Genomic DNA, 23669 nt, shown 5'->3' with positions numbered 1-23669 from the left:
CACCCTATACTTCCTTCCTGCCGCGTAACAATCGTCCGCTGAACCGCGGATGACAGTCCGCTGCAGATGCCATTCAGTTGGTGCATCGCTGCCGTACCCGGTTTGTCTGGAGATTTTCATGGCCGACGCGCGGAATGCCGCCTACATCCGGTGGCGATGGCACGTCTCGATACCCGGCGCTGGCGGATCCTGATCCGGCGATATGGCCCCGCATCGCCGATCTGGCGACGACGGCTTGCCATGGGCGGCGGCGCTGTCACCATCGGCCTCGTTGCACTCGCCTTCGCCAGTCTTGCGGACGCGGCGTCGGAGATGTTCGGCGCGTTCGCCGAGACCTATGTCTGGGCGCCGCTGATCGTGACGCCCCTGGGCTTCGCGGCCATCACCTGGATTACGCGCCGGGCCTTTCCGGGCGCTGCGGGATCCGGCATTCCGCAGGTCATCGCGGCTGCGCAGAATCCGAAGCAGGCGGTCGGGGTGCTCCTGTCCGTTCGCACGGCCATCATGAAACTGCTGCTGACGGTCGCGGCACTGTTTTGCGGGGCCTCCGTCGGTCGTGAAGGCCCGACGGTGCAGGTCTCAGCGGCGATCCTGACCTGGTTTCACCGCATCTTTCGCGCGCCGATGCGCGTGTCGATGCTGATCGCCGGGGGCGCGGCAGGGGTGGCGGCCGCCTTCAATACGCCGCTCGCCGGCGTGACCTTCGCGATCGAGGAACTGGCCGACGCCTATGAGCAGCGCGTTGCGCTCCTCGTCATGACGACGATCCTGATCGCCGGTATGGTCAGTCTGGGTCTTGCCGGCGATTATGTCTATTTCGGTGTGATCGGTGAGCGTCTGAAGGTGGATGCGGTGCTGCGGATCGCACCCGTCGCCGGGGTAATCGGCGGACTGACGGGCGGCCTGTTCGCGCGCATGGTGCTGAACCTCGGCGCCATCCGCGACCGCTGGTTTCCGCAACTGACCGAGCGGCCGGTTTTGTGGGCGATGGCGTGCGGCGTCCTGGTGGCCGTGCTGGGCGTCGTCACCGGCGCCACCTGGGGCACGGGTTACGCCTCCGCCCGCGCGATTCTGGAGGGCGGGGACGCACCCTACTGGTTCGGCCCGGCAAAGTTCCTGACGACCTTCGCGACGGCGGCGGCGGGCCTTCCGGGCGGCATCTTCGCGCCGTCGCTGACGACCGGCGCCGGGCTCGGCGTGCTGCTGCGGCCGCTATTCCCGAACGATCCGGCGGGTGCGGTCGTCCTTTTGGGCATGGTCGCCTATTTCACCGGCGTCGTGCGCGCCCCGCTGACGGCCGTCATCATCATCGTGGAGGCGACGGCCAGCCGCGGCCTGATCCTTCCGCTGTTCCTGGCCGCGCTTATCGCGCATGCGACCTCTGCGCTCGTCTGCAAGGAGCGGCTGTACGACGGCCTGTCGAAACCGTGGCGCCGATCCCTCGCGGCCTCCGCCCGAGAGGCCGAAGCGCGGCGAAAGGCGGCAATGGCACCCGAAGCGAGCGGGGGCTAGGCGCCGCCCGCTTCGGCAGGAGGGCTGCCGTCAGTCCTTCTCGTCGAACAGGGGTGCGTGGATGTCATTAAAGGTCTCGACCGGCAGCTTGCTGACCTCCCGGTCATAGGTCAGTAGGCCGTTGACCTCGCCCTCGACGTCCGTGGTCTGGGTATAGACGGCCGCGCTGAGACCAAGCGCCTTGGCCTGTCGTACGATCTCCGCATATTTGCGGCGATAGCGCGCCTCATAATCCGCCTTGTCGGTCGCCGTCTGATAACCCCAGTTGCGCTTTTCGGGGAACCACAAATGCCCCTCCACCGGCAGGCCAATGCCGCCGAACTCGCCAATCACGACGGCCCGGTCCTGCTGGCGCGGCGGCACGAGCGGCACCTCCTCGTAGGTGTGGATGTCGTACATGTCCGTGCCTGCATCGCCTGTGTCCAGCCAGCCGCTGACCTTGTCGACGGTGCGGCTGGGATCGAGGTCCTGCACCGTCTTGGCAAGGCGCGTGGAATCATACTGGCCCCACCCTTCATTATCGATGACCCAGGTCACGATGGACGGGTGATTGCGCAGGTCGCTGATCATGCGCAGCAGCTCATATTCGTACTCGTCCGTGACGCGCATGGGCATCTGCGCCTCGTCCTGCGACGGCCGGCGAACGAACTGGTCCAGGCTGTCCGCCTCCACGCCGGAAACCATGTCCTGCCAGATGAGGATGCCCATCTTGTCGGCCAGGTGATAATATTGCGCCGGCTCGACCTTAATATGCTTCCTGAGCATGTTGAAGCCGGCCTTCTTCAGATAGTCCAGCTCGAAGCGGATGGCGTCTTCCGATGGCGGCGTCAGCAGCCCGTCCGGCCACCAGCCCTGATCGAGCGTGCCGTTCTGAAAGACGGGTTCGTTGTTGAGGAGAAGGGCGGGTTGCCCGCGCACCGGCCCACGGCCGAGCGAGCTTTTGCGCATGGCGAAATAGCTTTCCACCGTGTCGCGTGCCTGGCCGGTCACCTGCGCGTCCTCGTAAAGATCGGCCTCGACCTCCGTCAGGATCAGGTCGCCCCGCCGGCCATGCGGGTTGGCGCTGTCATCCGCTCCGGCGAAGGGGTCGGCGACGGACACCAGCTCCACCTTCAAATCGTACAGATAGGGATCGTCCGGCCACCACAGACGCGCATCCGGGATCGAAAGAACTGCCGGGCGGTTCGCGCGAACGGTCTTCTCAGCGACCGTCTTGCCGTCCGCAATCGCCGTGATGCGGATCGCGTCCGTATCCGCGGCGCTGCGGTTCAGTGCGACGTCGACCGCCAGGCTGCCGCTGTCGATATCCGGCGTGATCTTCACATCCTCGATGTGCAGGTCGGGAACCGGTTCCAGCCAGACGGTCTGCCAGATGCCGCTGACGGGCGTGTACCAGATGCCCTCCGGCTCAAGCTGTTGCTTGCCGCGGGGCTGCGCGCCGGTAGAGGTCGGGTCCGTCACCTGAACTTCGAGCTGGTTCTCGCCGGCGCGCAGATAGTCGCTGATGTCGAGGGCGAACCGGTCCGACCCGCCCCTGTGCGATCCGATGAGGCTGCCGTTGACGAAAATATGCGCCTCGAAATCGATTGCGCCGAAATGCAGCAGCACATCGTCGTCCTGCCAATCCTGCGGGACCGTGAAGGTGCGGCGATACCAAAGGCGGTCGTCCGGGGTCACGGCCCGCGCCACGCCGGACAATTTCGATTCGGGCGCGAACGGCACCAGAATCTGTCCATCCATTTGCTGCGGACGCGGTGCGGCCGTGGGGCGGATGGCGTATTCCCATTGGCCGTTCAGATTCCGCCACCGCTCTCGCTTCATCTGCGGACGGGGATAGCTTTGCCAGGCATTTTCGGCCGTTACATCCTTGCCCCAGCGCGTGATGAGGTCGCTGGTGTAGATGGCATCGTCTCGCGCGGCATTGACGGACGGCTGGGCAAGGGCGGTACCCGTCATCAGAAGGGCGGCTGCGGCAGACAGAAGGCGGAAAGGCTTGACGGTCACTGATGTCCCCTTTGGATTTTGGCGGCGCCCGGTCGCATGGGTTCTGTGAAGTTCGGGTCATCCGAATTTACGGAGGTGCGTTCGAACAATTTATATGATTAAACTGCTAAAACTATAAACCGTCTTTGTGGAGTTTCCAATGCGCAAGACCCTCGCCTGCTTTGCAGCCCTGCCGATTCTGCTGGCTTCGGCTTGCAATGCGCCCGCGTCCGATGATGGCGCGGCCCAGGGCGCGGCATCCGAAACGAGCGCAAGCGATGCCGCGGCAGATGCGGAAACGGCGGCGGTCGCCCCAAACCCGCTCTTCACCGGCGCCGACCCCGATTCCATGACCATTGACGGAGAGCTTTGGATTTTTCCGACCGGCAGCGCGACCGGCAGCTGGAGCGCGGACCGGTTCCACGCCTACTCCTCCTCCGACCTAGAGACCTGGACGGATCGCGGGACGCTGATCTGCATGGACGATATCGACTGGATCGACGAGGACGGGGCGGAGTTCCACGCGCTTTGGGCGCCGGGGATCGCCGAAAAGGACGGGAAATACTATCTTTATTATTCCGTCGGCCCCCAGAATCCGACACCCAGCCGGATCGGCGTTGCCGTGGCCGATCGTCCGGAGGGGCCGTACACCGACAGCGGCGCGCCGCTGATAACCGGTGGTGACGGCTTCGAGGCGATCGATGCGATGGTCTTCACGGACGAACCTTCTGGCAAGACCTATCTGTACGCCGGCGGCAGCGCGGGTGCGACCCTGCGTGTCTGGGAACTCGGCCCCGACATGATCTCGCTGGCGCGAGAGGTCGACGTGGAAACGCCGAAGAACTTTACCGAGGGCGCATTCATGAGCGAGCGCGACGGAACCTACTACCTGTCGTACAGCCATGGACGCTTCAATCGCGGCAACTATTCGGTGCACTATGCGACCGCGCCCAGCCCGACGGGCCCCTGGACCTATGCCGGGCCCATCCTGACAAGCGATCAGACCCATCAGGGGCCGGGCCACCACAGTTTCGCGGAGGATCCGCAGACCGGCGAACCCGTCATCGTCTATCACCGCTGGGACGTGCCGGCCGGGACCGAAGAACCGTTCGAGGGCGAACGCAATGTCGCGATCGAGCGGCTGGTATACCGGGACGACGGCTCCATCGCGCCCGTCGTCATGACGGACGGCGAAGGCTCCGAAGTGGTCGAGGCCGAATAGGACCGCGGCGGCCGAAACCGGGACGGTTCGATGCGGTGAGCCGGTTCGACCTCAGCAGGCGGGCGTTCGTCGGCCTTGCCGGTGCGGGTCTGGCCGCACTGGATGCGGGCCGTGCGGCTGCGCGGCGGCTCGACATGCAGGAGGAGATTGCGCTGTGGCCCGGTCTCCCCCCGGGTCATGGCGACACGCCGCCGGTTCCGCAGGTCGAGGATCATGCGAAGACCCCCGGCCATCCCGACCGCCTGATCCGAGGGGTTGCCGTGCCGCGCCTGGTCGTTCGCCGGGCGGAGCGGCCGAACGGCGCGGCCATGCTGCTGATGCCGGGCGGCGGCTATGAATTCCAGGGTTTCGACAATGAGGGAACGCGTCAGGCGGACTGGCTGAATGCGCGCGGGATCACCGCCTTCATCCTGGTCTACCGCTTGCCAGCCGAGGGGTGGCGGAACCGTAGCGTCGTGCCGCTGCAGGATGCGCAGCGTGCGATGCGGCTGATCCGGACTGGGGCCGAAGGTTTCGGCATCGATCCCGAACGTGTCGGTGCCATGGGCTTTTCCGCCGGCGGGCACCTCGGCGGCATGCTGGCGACCCGCTGGGACATGCCATCCTACCGCGCCGTTGATGCAGCGGACAGGGTATGCGCCCGGCCCGATCTTGCGGCGCTGATTTACCCGGTCATCACCATGCGTACGCCCTTTACCCATGCCGGTTCGCGCGCCGCTCTTCTGGGGGAGAGCCCAGCGGAGGCTGAGGTGGAGCGCTTCTCGGTCGATACGAATGTCGCCGCGGATACGCCGCCCGTGTTCCTGATGCATGCGGGCGATGATGCCATCGTACCCGTCCAGAACAGCATCATGATGTACAATGCCATGCTCGCGCATCGCCGGCCGGCGGCGCTGCACCTGTTCGAAAAGGGCGGTCATGGCTTCGGCGTCAATCTGCCGGACCGTATGCCAGCGTCGTCCTGGCCGCAGATGTTCACGAATTTTGCCGCAGATCAGAACCTGTTCGGCGCAGAATGACGCCAAAATGCCACAGAGCGCACTTTAACGGCGATTTCTTAATTATCCGATAATTGACAGCATCCCCGAATGGGGCAATGGCCGCGCCACGAATGCGCGCGCCGCCCCCTCGCGCGGACGCGGCGCATCGAATCCGAGCATTCTACCGGCTCCCCCTTCAGGGGTCCGGTGCGAATGATGGAGAGATGCCGGGCAGAACCGGCGCGAATCCAAGAGCGATGACGAATGACGGTCACCGAAGTGGCCGTGCATGGGAGATAAAACGAGTGAGCGTTCCTAAGATCAAATTGCTGGCGACGGCTTCGGCCCTCGCCTCGCTAGGCTTTGCCGCTGCTGCCGCGGCGCAGCAGACCCCCGCACCGCAGCAGCCGGCCGGCACTGCGCAGACCCCTGCACCGGCACCCGTTGGCAGCGATGCCGCGAGTATGACCGCGACAGCCCCGGATTCCGATGTCATCGTCGTGACCGGCTTCCGCCGCAGCCTGGAATCGGCGCAGGAAATGAAGCGCAGCGCGCCGCAGATTCTGGACGCGATCGTTGCGGAAGACATTGGCAAGCTGCCCGACATCACCGTTTCCCAGTCGCTTGCGCGCGTTACGGGCGTGCAGGTGACGCGCGCGTCGGGCGAAGCCGCCGGCGTGCAGGTTCGCGGCCTGCCGGATCTTTCGACGACGTATAACGGGCGCGAGATTTTCACGGCGGAGGGGCGCGCCGTTGCGCTGCAGGATTTTCCGGCCGGTGCCGTGTCCGCGCTGGAAGTCTTCAAGTCGAACACCGCCGAGCGCATCGAGGGCGGTATCGCCGGCCAGATCAACGTGCGTTCCTTCCGTCCCTTCGATTTCGACGGGCTGAAGATCGCTGGGACGCTGAACGGCATTCACACCGACGAGCGCCAGGAACTCGACTGGAACGGCAATCTGCTTGTCAGCAATCGCTGGGACACCGGAATCGGTGAGATCGGCGCCCTTGTGAACGTCGCCTATACGCGCATTCGCTTTCTCGATCCCGCGCGCGAGCAGAGCGCTCTGATCCAGACCGCGACGGACGAGCAGACGGACCAGCCGGGCTTCGTGTATCCCGATAGCCAAGGCATCTATTATGGGTCGGGCAAGCGTTGGCGCCCCTCGGTCAATGCCGCGATTCAGTGGCGCCCAAGCGACGTTCTGGAATTCTACGTCGACGGCCTGTTCCAGGGCTATCGCGGGCGCGACGATAACCGCTTCCTGAACGCGCCCATCTTCAACCCGGCGGAGGGCGAATCGCCGATCTTCACCGATGTCGTGCTGAAGGAGGGAACGAACCAGCTGCAGAGCGCGACCATTTCGAACGCGTATCGTCCGGAAGGTTTTCAGAGCACGCTCGTCGCAAACACCGACACGTACCAAATCGGCGGCGGCGCGATCTGGACCGGCATGGATGGCCTGACGGTCTCGAGCGATCTGTCGTACACGGACAGCACCTTCTCCACGCAGACCACCAATGTGGATTTCGGCTATACGAGTTCGCCTGTGCGCGATGCCGTTTTCGATTCGCCGAATGGCGATGGCGGCCCCGCCTTCTCGTTCCGCGACTTCGACATTTACGATCCGGAAAACTACATTTTCCGCGGCCTATTCGATCAGAACCGCGAGGGATCCGGCAAGCAGTGGGCGGGAACGCTCGATGTCGAATATGAAACCGACTGGTCGTTCCTGACGACGTTGCAGGCGGGCATCCGCTATTCCGACCGTGATGCGCAGACGCGTCTCGGCACGCGCTACCAGTATATCGAGGGGCTGGGCATCACCTACCCGGAACTGCCGCTCGTCTATCAGCTGACCTCGCCGGGCTTCCGGCACGACGACGTGCAGCGGATTCGCGGCTGGGTCGCGCCGACGTTCGACAGCATCGTCGAAAATGCCGACGCTCTGCGCGAGATCGCGGGCGTCGATGCGGGGCAGGCGCCCTACGATCCGCTGAACGCATTCGTCGCGAACGAGAAATCCTACACCGCCTATGGCCAGGTCGGTTACGCGTTCGACATCGGCATTCCAATCGACGGCCAGATCGGCGTCCGTGCGGTGAAGACGGAGACCGCGATCTCCGGCAATTCGCGTGAATTCGCCGATGGCGAGATTGGCGAGATCGTGCCGGTCACGGCCGACCGCGACTATACCGACGTGCTGCCGAACGTCAGCGCGCGCGTGGAATTTACGCCGGAGGTGCAGCTGCGCCTCGCCTATACCGAGACCCGCACCCGTCCGGGCTTCGGGCAGCTCAATCCCTCCACGATCTACGATCCGATTTCGGGCCTGTGTCAGGAGGCTCCCGACAGCCCGAACTGCTTCCGCTCGGCAAGCGGCGGCAATCCGGACCTGCGGCCGCTGGAATCGAAGAATTACGATGCGTCGCTGGAATGGTATTTCTCGCGCACCGGCTCTCTGACCGGTGCCGTCTTCAACCGCGACGTGGACGGCTTCATCTCGAACGTCCTCTTTACGCTGCCGGACCCCGATTATAACGAGCTGCGTCTGACGATCCCGCAGAACGGCGGCAGCGGCCGGATTCGCGGCGCCGAGGTGGCGTTCACCAGCTTCCTCGATTTCGAGGGGCTGCCCGAATGGGCGCAGGGCTTCGGTTTCCAGGCGAACTACACCTATATCGACGCTTCGCAGGAATTGCCGGAGGGCCTCGCCGCGACGCTGCCCGGCCAGCAGCCGATCCCCGGCGTGTCGGAGCACAACTACAATCTGGTCGGTCTTTACGAGCGGCCGGAATTCTCCGCCCGCCTCGCCTATAATTTCCGGTCCAAGTTCACGACGGGATACGGGATCATCGGCGACGGGCAGGCCCGTGGTGAGATGCAGGACGACTATGGCATCCTGGACTTCTCCATGAACGTCACGCCGGTCGAGGGCATGACGGTGAACTTCAACGTCAGCAATCTGCTGGCGACCCCGGTCGAGATTTACCGTCCCTACAACGATGCCGGCGATGCGTTCCCGGTGCGGCGCCGGTATCTCGACCGCGTCTTCTCGCTGGGCGTGCGCTTCGACCTGTAAGGCGCGCTTCGCCGTAAAAAAAGGAGCGTTGAACCTGTCCGGTTCGGCGCTCCTTTTGCATTGGTGCTCTGCCTTGGCAGCGTCGGATCAGCGGCTGTTGCCACCCGAAGGGACCGGGATTGGAGTATCCTTTCCGACGGGCTCGCCGAAGACGGGATAGCCGCGCTCGTCCCAGGAAAACTTCTGGATGTGCGGCGCGCGTTTCGGCGTGCATCCCATTTCGGCCTCTGGATTGGCGTGGTAGATGATCCAGTTCTCCTCGCCGTCGGGAGAGGTGAAGAAGCCGTTATGGCCGGTGGCGTAGACGCCGTTTCCCTGCCGCAGCACGGGCTCTGCCGATTTGGTCCAGACCTTCGCCTCCAGCGGATCGGAGCCGGCGGGCGCTCGCAGCAGGCCCAGCGAATAATCGTCCGACCAGCAGGCGCTTGCCGAATAGATCAAGAACAGATCTCCCTCCGGTCCCTCCAGGAACTCCGGCCCCTCGAGGATTTGGCGGCCGCCCTGCTTTTCCCAGGGGCGATCCGGCACGGCGATGACGGTTTCCTCCCCGGACAGCGTGGTGGGGTCCGTCATGCGGGACAGCGCGATCACGCTATCCTCTCCAACATAGGGCGAATAGGCGAAGTACGTCTTGCCGTCATAGGCGAAGACGGTTCCGTCGATGCCCGGATGCTCGGTCTCGATCTGGCCGAGGTCTTCCCAGTCGCCCTCGAACGGATCGGCGCTGTCGTTTTCGAGGACGAAGACCCCGCGATGCGCATCATCCTCGAACCCGGACGCGGTGGCGCTGTAGTACATGTACCATTTGCCATCCAGATGGTGCAGTTCCGGCGCCCAGATCATGTGCGCGTTGGGGCCCGTGGCGGGCGGCGTCCAGATCGTCTTCTGCTCGGCATTGGCCAGGTCGGAAATATCGTCCGTGCGCCACAGGGCGAGGCGGTCGCCGAGCGTATGCGTGTAGTAATAGGTGCCGTCCGCCTGCGTGATCCACGGATCGGGCCCCGACGGCAGCAGCGGATTTGTGAAGGTCGCGGCCCTTTCCGCACCCTCCGCATCCGCCGCGGCGGTCTCGTCCGCTGGCGCGGCGCCATCCTGCTCCGCGGGGCCGGAGCAGGCCGAGGACATGAGCAGCATGGCCGCCACCGGCAGGGCGGCTGCGTGCCGGAAAGGAAGAGGCATCCGCATCATTCGGCTCCCGTGAACTTGTAGACGATGACGTTGCGATAGGTTTCGCCCGGGTTCAGGCGCGCCGATGCGAAGCCCTCCTGATTCGGAGCGTCGGGAAACAGCTGCGGTTCCAGCACGACGGCATCGCCCTGGCGGTAGAGCCTGCCCGCCTTCCCCGAAACGGTCGCGTCGAAGAAATTGCCGGAGTAGAACTGGACGCCCGGCTGGTTCGACCAAAGCTCGAAGCCGCGACCGGACGATGGATCCTCGACTGTCGCCATCAGGTGCGTGTCCTCCGTCACCTGCTCTCCGATGACGAAATTATGATCATAGCCTCGGGCGTTCACGATCTGCTGATTGTCCGCGTCGCGCACATGCTCGCCGACCGCCATGCCGTCCCGGAAGTCGAAGATCGTCCCCTCCACCGGCAGCAATTCGCCGGTGGGAATGGAGGTGGCGTCGATCGGCGTGAAACGATCGGCGGGGATCGTCAGAACATGGTTCATGGCGCCGCCGGGGGCGCCCTCTCCGGACAGGTTCCAATAGGCGTGATTGGTGATGTTGACGATGGTCGGCGCGTTCGTGGTGGCGGTATAGGTGATGGTCAGCTGATTGCGATTGTCGAGCGCATAGGTTGCATCGACGGTCAGGGCGCCGGGATATCCCATTTCCCCATCGGGGCTGACGTAACGCATGGTGACGCTGGCTGCGGCGCTGTCGTCCGTTCCAACAACATCCCAGTTCACCTTGTCGAGACCCTTGTCGCCGCCATGCAGCGTGTTCTCGCCGTCATTCAGCGATGTGCGATAGGTCTTGCCGTCGATGGTGAAGGTTCCGCGGGCGATGCGATTGGCGAAACGGCCGACGGTGGCGCCGAAATATTGCGGCTCCTCCACATATTTGTCGAGCGTGGAATAGCCGAGGGTGATGTCGGCGGCACTGCCGCTGTCGTCGGGCAGCATCAGTGACTGGAGCGCCGCGCCATAGGTGATGATCGTCGCCGACACGCCCTTGTCATTGCGCAGCGTGACAGCCTCGACCGCGCTGCCGTCGGGCAGGGTGCCAAAGGTCTTCGTTTCCACCTCCGTCGCTGCGCTTGGGGCTGCTGCATTCAGCGTGGCCGCCATCAGGGCGCTTCCAATCATCGTCTTTTTCGTCATCGCTCGTCTCCCATGAAATGCTCGGCCGCTTGAGGGGTCAGTTCGCCGCGGCGGCCTGCCGTTCCTTTTTCAAATTCACCGATTTCGGCTTTGGCTGCGCGTCCAGATAGCGTTCCAGACGATCGCGAACGCCCCTTTGCTCGGCCGCGATATTGCGTGTCTCGCCAGGATCCTGGACCATGTCGTAAAGTTCGTAATCGCGCTCCCCCGTCTTTTCATGCGTCCAGCGGACCAGCCGGTAGCGTTCCGTCCGGATCGCCTGACCGATACGGTTGGGCCGAGGATAGGCGTGATAGGCATAGGGGCGGACGCGGGCCTCCGGATTTTCCAGAACGTCCGACAAATCGGTGCCGTCTATGGGCTGCGGTCCGTCCGGGGCGGGCAGGTCGGCAAGGGCGGCCAGCGTCGGATAGACGTCCACCGTTTCCGCCGGCTGGTCCGTCGCCTGCCCGGCGCCGACGCCCGGCCCGGCGAAGATCAGCGGCAGATGCGTCGCCTGCTCGTAATTGGTGTGCTTCGTCCACATGGCGTGATCGCCCAGATGATAGCCATGGTCGCCCCACAGGACGACGACCGTGTTGTCCGCAAGACCGCTGCGCTCAAGCTCGTCCATCACCTTTCCTATTTGCGCATCGACATAGCTGACACCCGCATAATAGCCGTGGATCAGGCGGCGCTTCAGCGCCTCAGGATAATTCGCCTCGCGCGTGTTCACCGGGATGGGGGCATAGGCATTGATCTCTCCGCCGACCTTGCCGGCGAATTGGGGCGCGCCCTCCGGCAGCTGCTCGAATGTCGGCAGGGGGAACGCCTCCGCGTCGTACATGTCCCAATAGCGTTTCGGAACGGAGAAGGGCAGGTGCGGCCGGGCGAAGCCGACGGCCAGGAAAAAGGGCTCGTTCTTTTCCTCGAGTTCGCGCAGGCGCCGCACGGCGCGGGCGGCGATACGACCATCGGCATAGGCGTCGTCCGGCACGTCAGGGTCTTCCCAGAACAGGCCGCGCGGCAGGGTCTTTGAATATTCCCAGACGTCGCCTTCCGGTACTTCGAATTCGTTGAACAACGCCGCCTCGCGCGTCGGGCCCAGCGCCTCGGCCGCGTCGGAGACATATTCGACCACATGATCCTTGTGGTGCGGTACCGACCAGCCGCGTGTGTCGGCGCGGGTGTTGTGGCCGATATGGTAGACCTTGCCCATGCTTTCGGTCCAATATCCGGCCGCCTGGAAATGCTGCGGCAGCGTTACCGCATCCGGCATGTAGTCGCGCAGGTTCATGCCGAAATCGTAGATGCCGCTGGATGTCGAGCGCGCGCCGGTCATCAGGTTCATGCGGCTGGGGGCGCAGACAGCCTGATTGGCGTAGGCAAGCTGGAACCGCGTTCCGCGCGCCGCCAGCCGGTCGATATTCGGTGTGATTGCCGTGGGATCCCCGAAGGCGCCGATGGCAGGCTTCAGATCATCCACCAGAATCATGACGACGTTTGGCCGCTGTGTTGGCTCTGCCGCGCCGGAACGCGGTCCGGTCTGCGATGCACCTGTCGGTGCCCCCGGAACGCTGCTGCACCCGGCAGCGGCGATCATGATCGTCGCGGACAGAAGCGTGCCGAGACGGCCCTTCCTGCGCGGATTTCTGCCTTCCATTATAGCCTCCTTCCCCAATTGCGGGCTCAGTTCATCCCGGCCGCGGCTGCTTTTGTCCAGATTTATCTTATAAATGTCTGGTCGCAAGCGTCAGGACCGTCTATTCGCTAGGACAGGGCTTGGGGAAAGAGGAATGCACATCCCGTCCCCTGGCAAGAAACGATCAGGCATAACGATCGAGACTATGGGAGAAACAATGATCCGGGGAACCCTGATTGCCGGCGCAGCTCTGTTTGCGCTGGCCGGCGGCATGGCCAACGATGCAGCGGCGCGCGAAATGTGGACGGCGGCAGAGGCCAATGCCTGGTATGACGATCAGCCATGGATGGTGGGCGCGAACTACAATCCGCGCACGGCGATCAACCAGTTCGAGATGTGGCAGGCGGACAGCTTCGATCCCGAGACCATCGATCAGGAGCTTGGCTGGGCCGCTGATATCGGCATGAACACCATGCGCGTCTATTTGCACAACATGCTGTGGGAAGAGGACGCCGAGGGGCTGAAGCAGCGCATGAACCAGTTCCTCGACATTGCCGAGAAGCACGATATCCGCATCATGTTCGTGCTGTTCGACAGCTGCTGGGATCCGAACCCGGTATCGGGTCCGCAGCGCCCGCCGATCCCCGGCGTGCACAATTCCGGCTGGATGCAGGCCCCGGGCGCCGAGCGGCTTGCCGACCGCAGCCGTTATGACGAACTGGAAGCGTATGTGAAGGACATCGTCGGCACCTTTGCCGAAGATGACCGGATCGCTGCATGGGATGTCTGGAACGAGCCCAACAATGAGGGCGGCGGGGGCGGCTCCTACGAGCCGACGCCGAACAAGAAGGAACTGGTCGCCGGCCTTTTGGGGCAGGTGTTCGACTGGGCGTACAGCGTCGACCCGGCCCAGCCGCTGACCAGCGGCGTGTGGATCGGCGAAAGCTGGGACCAGCCGGAAACGCTGGACGCCGTCGAGAAAATCCAGATCGCCCGGTCGGAGGTCATGAGCTTTCACGACTATAACTGGCCGGAGCAGTTCGAGGAGCGCGCCGATCAGATGTTGAGCTATGGCCGCCCCGTGCTGTGCACGGAATATATGGCGCGCGGCAACGGCTCCACCTTCGACGGGTCGCTGCCCATCGGTGCCGAGAAGAACATCGGCATGATCAACTGGGGCTTCGTGGACGGCAAGAGCCAGACGCGCTTCCCGTGGGACAGCTGGAAGAAGCCCTACACCTATGAGGAGCCGACCATCTGGTTCCATGACGTGTTCCACGCCGATGGCACCCCCTATCGCCAGGCCGAGGTCGATCTGATCCGCCGCCTGACAACCGAAAAGAACGGCGCGCGCGCCGCGCGCTAGGACGAGGTCCCCCGGCGGCCGGCTGATTTCCCTCCCGGTTCGGCCGCCACCTGTGACGGATCGCTGCGCTCCCCGCACCCCCCTCGCGGAGCGTGCGGCGGTCCGTCTTTTTTTCTAGAAATTGTGCTCGTTGTCGCCGCGGATGACGCAGCGGAAACCGATATGGCTGGTGGCGCTGTCGATGGCCTGCGCGTGGCGGGCGGCGGGCCGATAACGCTGGCAGTAATTGGCGGCGCAAAGATGGGAGCCGCCCTTCAGCACTTTTCGCGCGATCCGCGCGGTATCCTGCGGATCCACGCTCTGGCGCCGCGTCCCGCCGCGCGGGTTGGCCGGCACACAGCAGGGCGAGGGGCCGGAGCCTCGCTTCGCGGTCTTCTTTTTCGGACTCGGCGGCAGCGCGAACCAGTCCTCGGTCCATTCCCAGACATTGCCAATCATGTCGAACAGGCCGTATCCGTTCGCGGCATAGGTTCGGACGGGCGATGTCCGCTCGTAACCGTCGAGAAGCTGGTTGGCGAAGGGAAACGCTCCTTGCCAATAGTTCGCCAGCATTTCGCCGTCTGGCGCCAGCTCGTCGCCCCAGGCGTAATCCGTACCGTCGAGGCCGCCGCGCGCGGCGAATTCCCATTCGGCCTCCGTCGGTAGAGCCTTGCCGGCCCAGTCGGCGTAGGCGGCCGCATCCGCATGGGCGACATGAACGACCGGATGGTCGTCCAGCCCATCCAGTGAGGAATCCGGGCCGTACGGGTGCCGCCAGTCCGCATCAAAGACGAAGGACCACCAGCCGGACGGGTCGTGCAGGTCCACCGGCCCCCTCGTACGGTGGAAGACCAGCGAGCCCGCCTTCGCCATCTCGGCGGCGAGACCGGGATAATCGGCGGGATCGGGCGCGATTTCAGCGACCGTGCGGTATCCGGTGGCGTCCACGAAGCGTGCAAAATCGGCGTTCGTTACGGGCGTCTCGTCGATGCGGAAGGGATCGACGCGCACGGTGCGAACGGGCGCTTCCTCCGGATAGAAGCGGTCGGAGCCCATGGCGAACGTGCCGCCGGGTACGAACATCATGCCGGTGTGCTGCGGCGCGTCCGCCGCTGCGGCGGGAAGGATAGAGGGGGATGCTGTCATGTTGCCAGAGTGTCCCACATTCCGGCCCGCTTGCGCAATCGTCGCTGATCGCGGCCCGGATCATATCCTTGGGCAGGATGGGCGGGCAGGGGGAGGCCCTGCCCGCCGCCTGCTCTTACCAGAGGCGCATGCGCACGCCGACACGGAACTGCCGGCCCAGAAGGTCGCTATAAGTGCTGTTCGCCGATAGCCCGCCCTCCGGCAGCAATATGGGGTCTTCGTCGAACAGATTGCTGATCTGCACGAAGAACTCGCTGCCTTCATTGCCGAACGTGTCGAACTTCGCCGCGAAGTTGAGGTCGGCGTAGAAAACGCCGGGGATGCTGTTGTCGTCTATGGTGGGAAACTGCGTGACGATCGACGAATCGCGGCCCACCGGGCAGTCCCCGGGGGCGCACTCGACATAGCTATTGCTGTAGGTGCCGGAAGATGCGCCCCGGCCGACGCCGGTGATGGAAAAGTCCGGCGTGTCATAGGTCAGCGATACCCGGTAGAGCCACTTCGGAACGCCCGAGCCGAGCGCCCCGACGCTGTCGACGGGAATGTTTACGCCGGTATCGGAAATGTTGTCGATGTAGCGGGTGGCGAGGCCGCGTACGATCAGGCTGTCGTCCATTCCGGCATCGAACCACGCATCGATGGGCAGGCTGTAGCTGGCGTCGATGTCGATGCCCTTCACCTTTTGCTCGCTGAAGTTGAAGGGGCTTGCACGGAAGAAGAATTCGCGGTCGCCCGTCGGGTCGGGTCCGTAGGCATCGCAGAATTCGTCGCGGCCTTCGAAGCAGCGGTTGATGATGTCCTGCGCGAACAACTGCCCGATGGCATCCTCGACCTCGATGTCGAAATAGTCGACGGCGAGCGAGAAGCCGGGCAGGAAGCGCGGCGTCAGCACGACGCCGGCGGTCAGGGAGTCGGCTTTTTCCGGGCGCAGGTTCAAATTGCCCGTGGTCTGTTCGCGAAAGGTGACGCCCTGCTCGCCCGTAAAGGGATCGGTCAGCGTATTCGTCCGCGACGTGCCGGCCTGGAACAGTTCATTGAGGTTCGGGGCGCGAATATCGCGGGAGCGCGTAATGCGCAGCAGGATATCGTCGACCGGTTGCCATGTGCCGCCGACCTTCCAAGTGGTGACATAGCCGGAGGTGGAATAGTCGGTCGCGCGGACCGCGCCGTTAAATTCCAGGCCCGCGCCGAGCGGAATGGCCGTTTCGAGGAACGCCTCCTTCACGTCGTAGTCGCCCTGCGTCGGCAGATAGTTGCCGACCTGCCAGCCGGTCTGGAACTCCTCGGGAACGAAGCCGGACACTTCCTCCTTCCGGTATTCGCCGCCGACAGCAATATCGACCGCGCCTGCCCAGGTAGAAAAGGGCGAGAAGGACAGGTCGAGGCCCGCGACCGTCTGCTCCAGCTTCTGGTCGCGATAGGGATTGCCGAAAATATAGTCGAGGACGGCTACATCGGGATTGTTGATGCCGAGGCGATTGAACGGCACGCAGCCATTGCCCGGGTCGCTCAGCGTCGACCGGCAGACGATCGTCCCCGGCGCGATCCCTGCCGCATTCCCCTCCGGTGCGAAAACGGCGTCCGTGGCGAGGGCGACGTTGCTCGTATCCTGAATGTTCAACAGCTGCTCGCGCGTATTGGTCTGGCCGTACTGGGCATAGGCGTTCCAGCTCGCGTCGCTGCCGAACAGTTCAAAATCGCCCTGCGCCCCGATCAGGTAGCGCTGCGTGTCGCGCTGGTTGTTCGTGCCGCGCACCGGCAGGTCGCCGGACGTGGTGCCGAGGCGCACACCTGTTACGCCGTCCAGTGCATCCGCGCCGAGCGCGTTGATCAGAAATGCATTGTCGGGCTGCAGAAGGATGTTGGTGGTGAACTGCGGACCCGCGTTGAACAGGGTCTCCTGCCAGTAATAGGAAGCCTCCCCGAACAGTTCGATGGCCGGCGACAGCTCGAAGCTGACGCGGCCGAAGACGCCGCGGCGATCATCCTCTGCCGCCAGGCCGATGCGGCGGCTGTTGTCCGCCAGTGCCCAGTCGCCGCCAGAGGTCAGCGAGCCACTGGTCAGGTCGCCATAATCATACTGGTTCACCGATCCGCCGGGGCCGAAATAGATGCCGCGCAGGCTGTCCGGCACGGTGCCGGTCGAGGAACTGATGATGCCGCCCGGCAGTGCATTGGACGTGCCGGTCATTGTGCGCACCAGATATTGCGGAAGACCGTTGTCATTCGTGTAGTCGGGATTGGCGATGGTGCGGTAGCCGAGCTGGTTCCAGTCGCGCGTGATGCTGAAGATGCCGTCCTGATGCGCATATTGGCCGCTGATCAGAACATGGCCGCGCCCATCCGCGAACCCGGTGCCGGCGGAGCCTTGGACGGAATAGTTGAAGCCGTCGCCCTCGTCCGTGATGCCCGCGTCGCCGCTGATGCGGAATCCCTCAAAATCGGTGTCGAGGACGAAGTTGACGACGCCCGCAACAGCGTCGGAACCGTATGCGGCGGAGGCGCCGCCCGTCACCACCTCGACCCGCTCAACAAGTTGCTGGGGGAAGGTGTTGATGTCGACAAGGCCGGTCACGCTGGACCCGACCGAGCGGCGTCCGTTCAGGAGGACGAGCGTGCGTTCCAGCCCCAGATTGCGCAGGTTGAGGGCGTTGATACCGGCCAGACCGGAGCTGAGGGCCAGACGCGAGTTTGCCGGCCGCAGGCTGCCGGCGACCGAGGGCAGCGTGTTCACGAAGTCGGCGATATTGTTGGATGGGGACTGGCTTTCGATCACTTCACGGCTGACGACCGTCAATGGTGTCGGCGCGGTGAATCCGTCGCGCCGGATGCGCGAGCCGGTGATGATGATCTCGCCCTCCGTGGAAGCGCGCGGCGCTGCGGCCGTCGGCCGAGCCGTGGCCGGCGGTGCGGTCTCCGGCGGGGTTTGCGCAGAGCTTTCCGGGTCCGAAGCTGGCCTCGTTTGCTGGGCCAGAGCCGGGGCGCAGACCATTGCTGCGGACAGGAGGCTTGCCGTCGCCAGCCATTTCGATGCGTAGCGGCCGCTCGATATACTCTTCATTTGGAATTTCCCCTCCATGTGACGGCGCTGGACCTGAAAGCCCGGTCCAGGCCGGTTTCTCGAACCTTATAAGCGTGCGTACCGCGCCTCTCCCGCGTACACATCCGTCCTCCTGTGGTTAGACCTCGACCTGAAATGTCGATTTCGTCAAGAGCGGCGCAGCGAAAGGACGTGGCGAGCCTATAACCCTGCCGAATGGTTGGGTGGGCCGGCCTGTGAAGGTATAGAGGAAAGGCATGGCATGCCGGCGGGCAAGGCATGGATAAAGCGAGGGGCGTGTCCTAGCCAAGACATCGGAGCCCTGCATCGGGCGGGGGTTTTCAGGAGGGAGGCAAAGCGATTGCTTGATCGGCGGTCCTTTTTCATCGGCACGGCGGCGGTCTTGTCCGCGCTGCCAGAATTGGCACGCGCACAGGGCGATGTGGTTCGCAGCCGCAAGACCGTGCCCGGCGCGGCGGCGACGATAGAGATCATCGACGATGAATGGGGCATTCCGCACATTCGCGCACAGTCCAAGCCGGACGCCTTCTTCGGTCAGGGCTACGTCGTCGCGCGCGACCGGATGTTCCAGATCGATTTCGGACACCGCGCCCGCATGGGGCGACTTGCCGAGGCGTTCGGCGAGGGGTTCGCGGATCGCGACGAACTGGCCCGCCTGTTCTTCTACCAGGGGGATGTGGACGCGGCGCTGGCGCAGGTGCCCGCAGACGTGCTCGCCTGTACCGAGGCTTACGTCGCCGGCGTCAATGCACGGGTCGCGGAGGTGGAGAGCGATCCGGCGCTGTTGCCGCTGGAATACCGCATCCTCGGCCTGTCGCCGCTGCGGTGGACGCTACGCGACCTCGTCGTCGCGCGCGGCGCCTCGATCGGCAATATGGACGACGAGATCCGCAGGGCGCGCCTTGCCGCCCTCGATCTCCTCGAGCTTGACGCGCTGACGACCCCGCTCAGGCCGAAATGGACCTTGTCGATTCCGGACGGGCTGGACACCGCAGCCGTCAGCGAAGCGGATCTTGGCGTCCTTCGCGCCTCGCGGCGCGGTCTGCCCTTCGCCGATTCGGTGCCGGCGACCGATGCGGATCGCCGCGCCTTCGATCTGGAGCGCGATCAGGCAGGCAGCAACGCCTGGACCGTCGCGGGCAGCCGCACGGCCACGGGGCGGCCGATCCTCGCCAACGATCCGCACCTCGGCATCGGCAGCTTTTCGCCGCGCCATATCGCGCATATGACCGCGCCCGGCCTCGATGTCATGGGCGGCGGCGCGCCGGGTCTTCCCGGCATCATGCAGGGGCATACGGATTATTTCGCCTTTGGGCGCACCAATTTCCACATCGACCAGCAGGATCTTTTCATCCTGGAGACGCATCCGGACGACCCGGAACGCTACAGGCACGCGGGCGGATGGAAATCCTTCGACCGGGTGGAAGAGACGATTCCCGTCGCCGGCGGCACGCCCCGGCAGGTCGTGCACCGCTACAGCGTGCAGGGACCGGTCGTTTCTCACGACCCCGCCCGCCGCCGCGCCAGTTCGGTCGCCTCCGTCGGCATGATGGACGGACCGGGCGGAATCTTCGCCATGGTCGCCATCAATCTCGCGCCCGATTGGGAGGGGCTGAAGACGGCCTTTGAACTGCACCCGTCGCCGACCAACTTTCACTATGCCGACCGGGACGGCAATCATGGCTGGCAGGTCATCGGCTATGCGCCGCTGCGGCGGCAGGGCGACGGGCTGACGCCGGTGCCGGGCGACGGCCGCTACGATTGGACCGGCCGTATCAAATACGACCAGCTGCCGAGCGCGTATAATCCGCCCGCCGGCTGGTTCGCATCCGCCAACCAGAACAATATCCCGGAGGACTATCCCTTCGAGGCGCATCCGCTCGCCTTCTCCTTCCGCGACCCCTATCGCTACGACCGGGTTTCCGAGGTTCTGGAGAGCCAGACGCGGCACAGCATCGCCGACAGCGTAGCCTTGCAGCACGACGTATTGTCCACGCCGGCGCGGCAGCTTGCGGCGATGATGCCGGCGGCTGCCCCCGGCGATGCCGGACGTGCGGCGACAATGCTGCGCGCTTGGGATGGGCGTATCGCTGGCAACAGCGGCGCGGCGGCGCTGCATGAGATTTTGTGGAAGGAGCTTGACCGTCGCCTCAGGGAGGCGGTCGTGCCGGCGCGTGCCGGTGAGCTGATCGAATCCCTGTCGCCATCCGTGCTCCTCGGCTTTCTGGCGCATCCCGATGCGCGCTTGGGACGGGATCCGGCGGCTGCCCGCGATGCGCTGCTGCAGGGGGCGCTGGAACGAGCGTGGGCGGAGGCCGTACGCCTGATGGGCGATGACCCCGCCGCCTGGCGATGGGACACGCTGCACCGCGTCGAGATCAAGCATCCGCTGTCGGACATTCCCGCAATTGCGGCCGCTTTTCCCGTGATCGAGGGCGGCGGCAGCGGCGGTGACGCCTACACCCCGATGGCGCGCTGGGTGCCATCCTCCAGCTACCACGTCGGGGGCGGCGCCAGCTATTTGATGGTGGTGGATGTCGGCGAGTGGGACAATAGCGTGATGTTGCTGCTGCCCGGCCAGTCGGGGGATCCGCGTTCCCCGCATTACGACGATTTCTACGCGCCGTGGATCGAGGGAAGGATGCAGCCAATGACGTTCAGCGCAGCCAAGGTCGACGCCAGCGCCAGAAGCCGCACGACCCTAACGCCGGGGGCGCCGGACTGATGGCGCGGCGGGTTCCTCGCATCGCCGTCGGCGCTCTTGCGGCGGCATTGTCCCTGCAGGGCTGCGCGGCAATCATTCCCGTTCCCCTGCCGCAGAAGACGGCGGCGCAGACCGGACGCGTCGCCGGAACGGCCGATACGGTGATACGCGGCGGCACGGTCTATACCGGCGCCGAGGAGCCGGCCCGTGTTGCGGACGTGGAGATCGCCGGCGACCGAATCCTTTATGTCGGTCCGCCGCGCGGCACGCAGGCCGCAACGACGATCGATGCGACCGGCAAGATCGTCGCGCCGGGCTTCATCGACGCGCATACGCATCCGAACAGTTATATCCGCTCGACGGATGCCAAGGCGCGGCTGAACCTGCCCTGGCTGGCGCAGGGCGTGTCCACCATCGTCATCGGCGTCGATGGGGGCGGTACACCCGACGTTGCGGAGGATACGGCGCGCCTCGCCCAGAGCGGTATCGGCACCAACGTCGTTCCGATGGTCGGTTTTGGCGCGATCCGCCAGCGGGTGATGGGGGAAGACGACCGCGCACCCACCCCCGCGGAACTCGAGGAGGAGCGTGATCTTGCCGCGAAGGCGATGTGCGAGGGCGCCTACGGCCTGTCCACCGGCCTGTTCTACGCGCCGCAGAGTTTCGCTGAAACCAGCGAGGTCATCGCGGTTGCAAAGGAGGCCGGGGCGCGTGGCGGCCTGTACGATACGCATCAGCGGGACGAATCGAGCTATACCATTGGCCTGATCGAATCGACGCGGGAGGCGCTGGAGATCGGGCGAGCGGCGCAGATGCCGGTCCATTTTGCGCATCTGAAGGCGCTCGGAGTCGATTTGCATGGCCAGGCGCCGACCCTGATCAAGACGATCGAGGATGCGCGCGCGGCCGGACAGGATGTGACCGCCGACCAGTATCCCTGGCTGGCGTCCGGCAGCAGCCTCGACGCCGCGCTGGTCCCGCGCTGGGCCGTCGACGGAGGCTACCGCGCAATGATCGCCCGCTTCGACGACCCGGAGACGCTGAACCGCATCGAAACGGAAATGGCGGAAAACCTGAGGCGTCGGGGCGGCAAGGAGTCTATCCTGCTGACGGTGTCGGGGCAGCCCTGGACCGGCAAGACGCTGGGCGACATGGCGAACGAATGGGACCTGACGCCCGTACGGGCGGCGATCCGGATTTTACGCGTTCCGAACGCGGATGGCGACGGTCCGCGGGGCAGCGGCATCGCCTCTTTCAACATGGCGGAGAGGGACGTCGACCTGATCATGCAGCAGCCCTGGGTGGTGACGGGCTCCGACGGTTCGAACGGTCATCCCCGCCAGTACGCGACCTTCCCGCGCCTGTGGCAGACCTATGTGCAGGAACGCGGCGTCATCGACGCGGACCGGTTCATCCGGCGCTCCACGGGTCAGATTGCCGATATCTACAAGATCCCCGAGCGCGGCTATTTGCGCCCCGGCTATTTCGCCGATGTCGTCGTGTTCGATCCGCAAGGGTTTGTGCCCCGCGCGGACTATACAAATCCCAGACAGCCGGCCGAGGGCGTCGCCGCCCTGTTCGTAAACGGCCGCCTTGCGCTGCGGGACGGCACGGCGACGGGCGAGGCGGCCGGCCGGGCGCTGCTCAGGCCAACCCCGCCAGGCTGCGCCGGATCGCTCGCGGATCGCTAGCCGGCGATCCAGCGTGACAAGAGGTTTACAGGGGGCCTATAGCCGCACGGCATGAACTTGCGGCACATCGAGATCTTTCATGCCGTTTATGTCAACGGCTCGGTCAGCGCGGCGGCGCGGGCGCTGAACGTCTCGCAGCCCTCCGTTTCCAAGACGCTGCGGCGGGCGGAGGCACTGTTCGGGGCCGCGCTGTTCGAACGGACCGGCGGCCGGCTCGTCCCGACGGACGAGGCGCATGCGCTGATCGCGGAGGTCACCGACATTCAGCAGCGAGTCGCCGCGCTGCGGGAAGGGGGACATGGCCAGCTTGGCGAGGAACGGGGCCTGCTGCGCATCTCCGCATTGCCGTCGATCGCGCTGGAGGCACTGCCCACTGCCGTCAGTCGCTTTCTGAAGGCGCATCCGCGCGTCCGCTTCGATCTGCAGACGGTTCATCATCAGGATCTGATGCGGGAACTGCGCGACCATGAAAGCGACATCGTCATCGCCAACGAGGTTCCGGCCGACCCCGCGCTGGGCCGCAAGTGGCTGGGCGAGGGCGAACTGGTGGTCCTCTACCGGGAGGATGACATGCCCGGCGCGCCGCACCGCCTGTCCCTGGACCAGCTTTGCAGCCGGCCCTTCGTCAGCCTGGCGGCGAGCGGACCCATCGGCGATCTGTTCAGCAGCGAATTGCGCCGGCGCGGCCTTGTTCTGAGCGAAGGGGTTTCGGCGCGCACCTTCTACATCGCGACGCAACTGGTTCGCGCAGGCGTCGGCATTACAGTGGTCGATAACCTGACCGCGCAGGCAGCCATGGTGCCCGGCCTTGCCATGCGCGGCCTGCGGCCGGCCATCACCTTTGATATTCACGCCATGTATCTGCTCAGCCGGCCTCTCGGCCCCCTCGCGAGCGAATTCCTCCGGATCATGGGAGAGGTCGTGGAAAGCCTGTAGCGGCCGGGACTTTCCCGTGGGTTATAGGCTGACGGGCGGTGCTTGGCCCGGCATGCGCGCG

14 protein-coding genes are annotated in these 23669 nt (G+C 64.9%); 8 read left to right on the top strand and 6 right to left on the bottom strand.

Going from position 1 to position 23669, the window contains the following annotated elements; all coding sequences use genetic code 11:
- The first annotated feature begins 156 nt into the window (after positions 1-156).
- Positions 157-1512 carry a chloride channel protein gene (locus C725_RS03770; protein ID WP_038281433.1) on the top strand — a complete coding sequence of 452 codons (1356 nt, stop codon included), beginning with the start codon at positions 157-159 and terminating at the stop codon, positions 1510-1512.
- A 30-nt stretch (positions 1513-1542) separates the two neighbouring features.
- Here C725_RS03770 and C725_RS03765 read toward each other — a convergent pair whose 3' ends face one another.
- The gene (locus C725_RS03765; protein ID WP_008600252.1) at positions 1543-3516 is read right to left on the bottom strand and encodes a glycoside hydrolase family 2 protein; all 1974 of its coding nucleotides are present in this window, start codon (positions 3514-3516) and stop codon (positions 1543-1545) included.
- Positions 3517-3655: 139 nt separating this feature from the next.
- On the opposite strand from C725_RS03765, the gene C725_RS03760 reads away from it, so the two are divergent.
- From C725_RS03760 to C725_RS03750, 3 genes are all read left to right on the top strand, one after another.
- Complete coding sequence (locus C725_RS03760; RefSeq protein ID WP_008600251.1) at positions 3656-4717, top strand: family 43 glycosylhydrolase; 1062 nt, start codon at positions 3656-3658, stop codon at positions 4715-4717.
- Between the two features lie 35 nt (positions 4718-4752).
- Entirely contained in the window at positions 4753-5736 is a 984-nt protein-coding gene (locus C725_RS03755; protein ID WP_008600250.1) for an alpha/beta hydrolase, read from the top strand.
- Positions 5737-6002: 266 nt separating this feature from the next.
- Positions 6003-8777, top strand: coding sequence for a TonB-dependent receptor (locus C725_RS03750; protein WP_008600249.1), 2775 nt, complete (start codon positions 6003-6005; stop codon positions 8775-8777).
- Positions 8778-8864: 87 nt separating this feature from the next.
- Here C725_RS03750 and C725_RS03745 read toward each other — a convergent pair whose 3' ends face one another.
- The 3 genes from C725_RS03745 to C725_RS03735 are packed head-to-tail and all read right to left on the bottom strand — an operon-like array spanning position 8865 to position 12746.
- Positions 8865-9962, bottom strand: coding sequence for a glycoside hydrolase family 43 protein (locus tag C725_RS03745; RefSeq protein WP_008600248.1), 1098 nt, complete (start codon positions 9960-9962; stop codon positions 8865-8867).
- Positions 9962-11104 carry an aldose epimerase family protein gene (locus C725_RS03740; RefSeq protein WP_008600247.1) on the bottom strand — a complete coding sequence of 381 codons (1143 nt, stop codon included), beginning with the start codon at positions 11102-11104 and terminating at the stop codon, positions 9962-9964. Before C725_RS03740 ends, C725_RS03745 begins: the two co-directional genes overlap by 1 nt.
- A gap of 37 nt (positions 11105-11141) precedes the next feature.
- The gene (locus C725_RS03735; protein ID WP_008600246.1) at positions 11142-12746 is read right to left on the bottom strand and encodes a sulfatase; all 1605 of its coding nucleotides are present in this window, start codon (positions 12744-12746) and stop codon (positions 11142-11144) included.
- Between the two features lie 196 nt (positions 12747-12942).
- Between C725_RS03735 and C725_RS03730 the strand changes: the two genes are divergently transcribed.
- Entirely contained in the window at positions 12943-14091 is a 1149-nt protein-coding gene (locus C725_RS03730) for a glycoside hydrolase 5 family protein (protein ID WP_008600245.1), read from the top strand.
- A gap of 114 nt (positions 14092-14205) precedes the next feature.
- On the opposite strand, the gene C725_RS03725 is transcribed toward C725_RS03730, so the two are convergent.
- Entirely contained in the window at positions 14206-15156 is a 951-nt protein-coding gene (locus C725_RS03725; RefSeq protein WP_038281431.1) for a formylglycine-generating enzyme family protein, read from the bottom strand.
- 175 nt (positions 15157-15331) lie between these two features.
- The gene (locus tag C725_RS03720) at positions 15332-18277 is read right to left on the bottom strand and encodes a TonB-dependent receptor domain-containing protein (RefSeq protein WP_008600243.1); all 2946 of its coding nucleotides are present in this window, start codon (positions 18275-18277) and stop codon (positions 15332-15334) included.
- A gap of 340 nt (positions 18278-18617) precedes the next feature.
- Here C725_RS03720 and C725_RS03715 point away from each other — a divergent pair, with 340 nt between their 5' ends.
- Genes C725_RS03715 through C725_RS03705 form a run of 3 tightly spaced genes read left to right on the top strand, consistent with a single transcriptional unit; the run spans position 18618 to position 23608 of the window.
- Positions 18618-21002, top strand: coding sequence for a penicillin acylase family protein (locus C725_RS03715; protein WP_008600242.1), 2385 nt, complete (start codon positions 18618-18620; stop codon positions 21000-21002).
- A complete protein-coding gene (locus C725_RS03710; RefSeq protein WP_008600241.1) occupies positions 21002-22672 on the top strand; it encodes an N-acyl-D-amino-acid deacylase family protein in 1671 nt (556 codons plus the stop codon). Before C725_RS03715 ends, C725_RS03710 begins: the two co-directional genes overlap by 1 nt.
- A 51-nt stretch (positions 22673-22723) precedes the next feature.
- Positions 22724-23608 carry a LysR family transcriptional regulator gene (locus tag C725_RS03705; protein ID WP_008600240.1) on the top strand — a complete coding sequence of 295 codons (885 nt, stop codon included), beginning with the start codon at positions 22724-22726 and terminating at the stop codon, positions 23606-23608.
- Positions 23609-23669: the final 61 nt, after the last annotated feature.

The organism is Pacificimonas flava, from assembly GCF_000342165.1.
GTDB classification, from domain to species: Bacteria; Pseudomonadota; Alphaproteobacteria; order Sphingomonadales; family Sphingomonadaceae; genus Pacificimonas; species Pacificimonas flava.
The sequence above is the reverse complement of the archived record's forward strand: the minus strand, read 5'-3'. Positions and strand labels throughout refer to the sequence as shown.

What these genes read in the sequence shown, in the direction of transcription:
- C725_RS03770 (WP_038281433.1), top strand. Translation starts at nt 157, where the DNA reads ATGGCACGTCTCGATACCCGGCGCTGGCGGATCCTGATCCGGCGATAT.
- C725_RS03760 (WP_008600251.1), top strand. Translation starts at nt 3,656, where the DNA reads ATGCGCAAGACCCTCGCCTGCTTTGCAGCCCTGCCGATTCTGCTGGCT.
- C725_RS03745 (WP_008600248.1), bottom strand. Translation starts at nt 9,962, where the DNA reads ATGCGGATGCCTCTTCCTTTCCGGCACGCAGCCGCCCTGCCGGTGGCG.
- C725_RS03740 (WP_008600247.1), bottom strand. Translation starts at nt 11,104, where the DNA reads ATGACGAAAAAGACGATGATTGGAAGCGCCCTGATGGCGGCCACGCTG.
- C725_RS03735 (WP_008600246.1), bottom strand. Translation starts at nt 12,746, where the DNA reads ATGGAAGGCAGAAATCCGCGCAGGAAGGGCCGTCTCGGCACGCTTCTG.
- C725_RS03730 (WP_008600245.1), top strand. Translation starts at nt 12,943, where the DNA reads ATGATCCGGGGAACCCTGATTGCCGGCGCAGCTCTGTTTGCGCTGGCC.
- C725_RS03725 (WP_038281431.1), bottom strand. Translation starts at nt 15,156, where the DNA reads ATGATGTTCGTACCCGGCGGCACGTTCGCCATGGGCTCCGACCGCTTC.
- C725_RS03720 (WP_008600243.1), bottom strand. Translation starts at nt 18,277, where the DNA reads ATGAAGAGTATATCGAGCGGCCGCTACGCATCGAAATGGCTGGCGACG.
- C725_RS03710 (WP_008600241.1), top strand. Translation starts at nt 21,002, where the DNA reads ATGGCGCGGCGGGTTCCTCGCATCGCCGTCGGCGCTCTTGCGGCGGCA.
- C725_RS03705 (WP_008600240.1), top strand. Translation starts at nt 22,724, where the DNA reads ATGAACTTGCGGCACATCGAGATCTTTCATGCCGTTTATGTCAACGGC.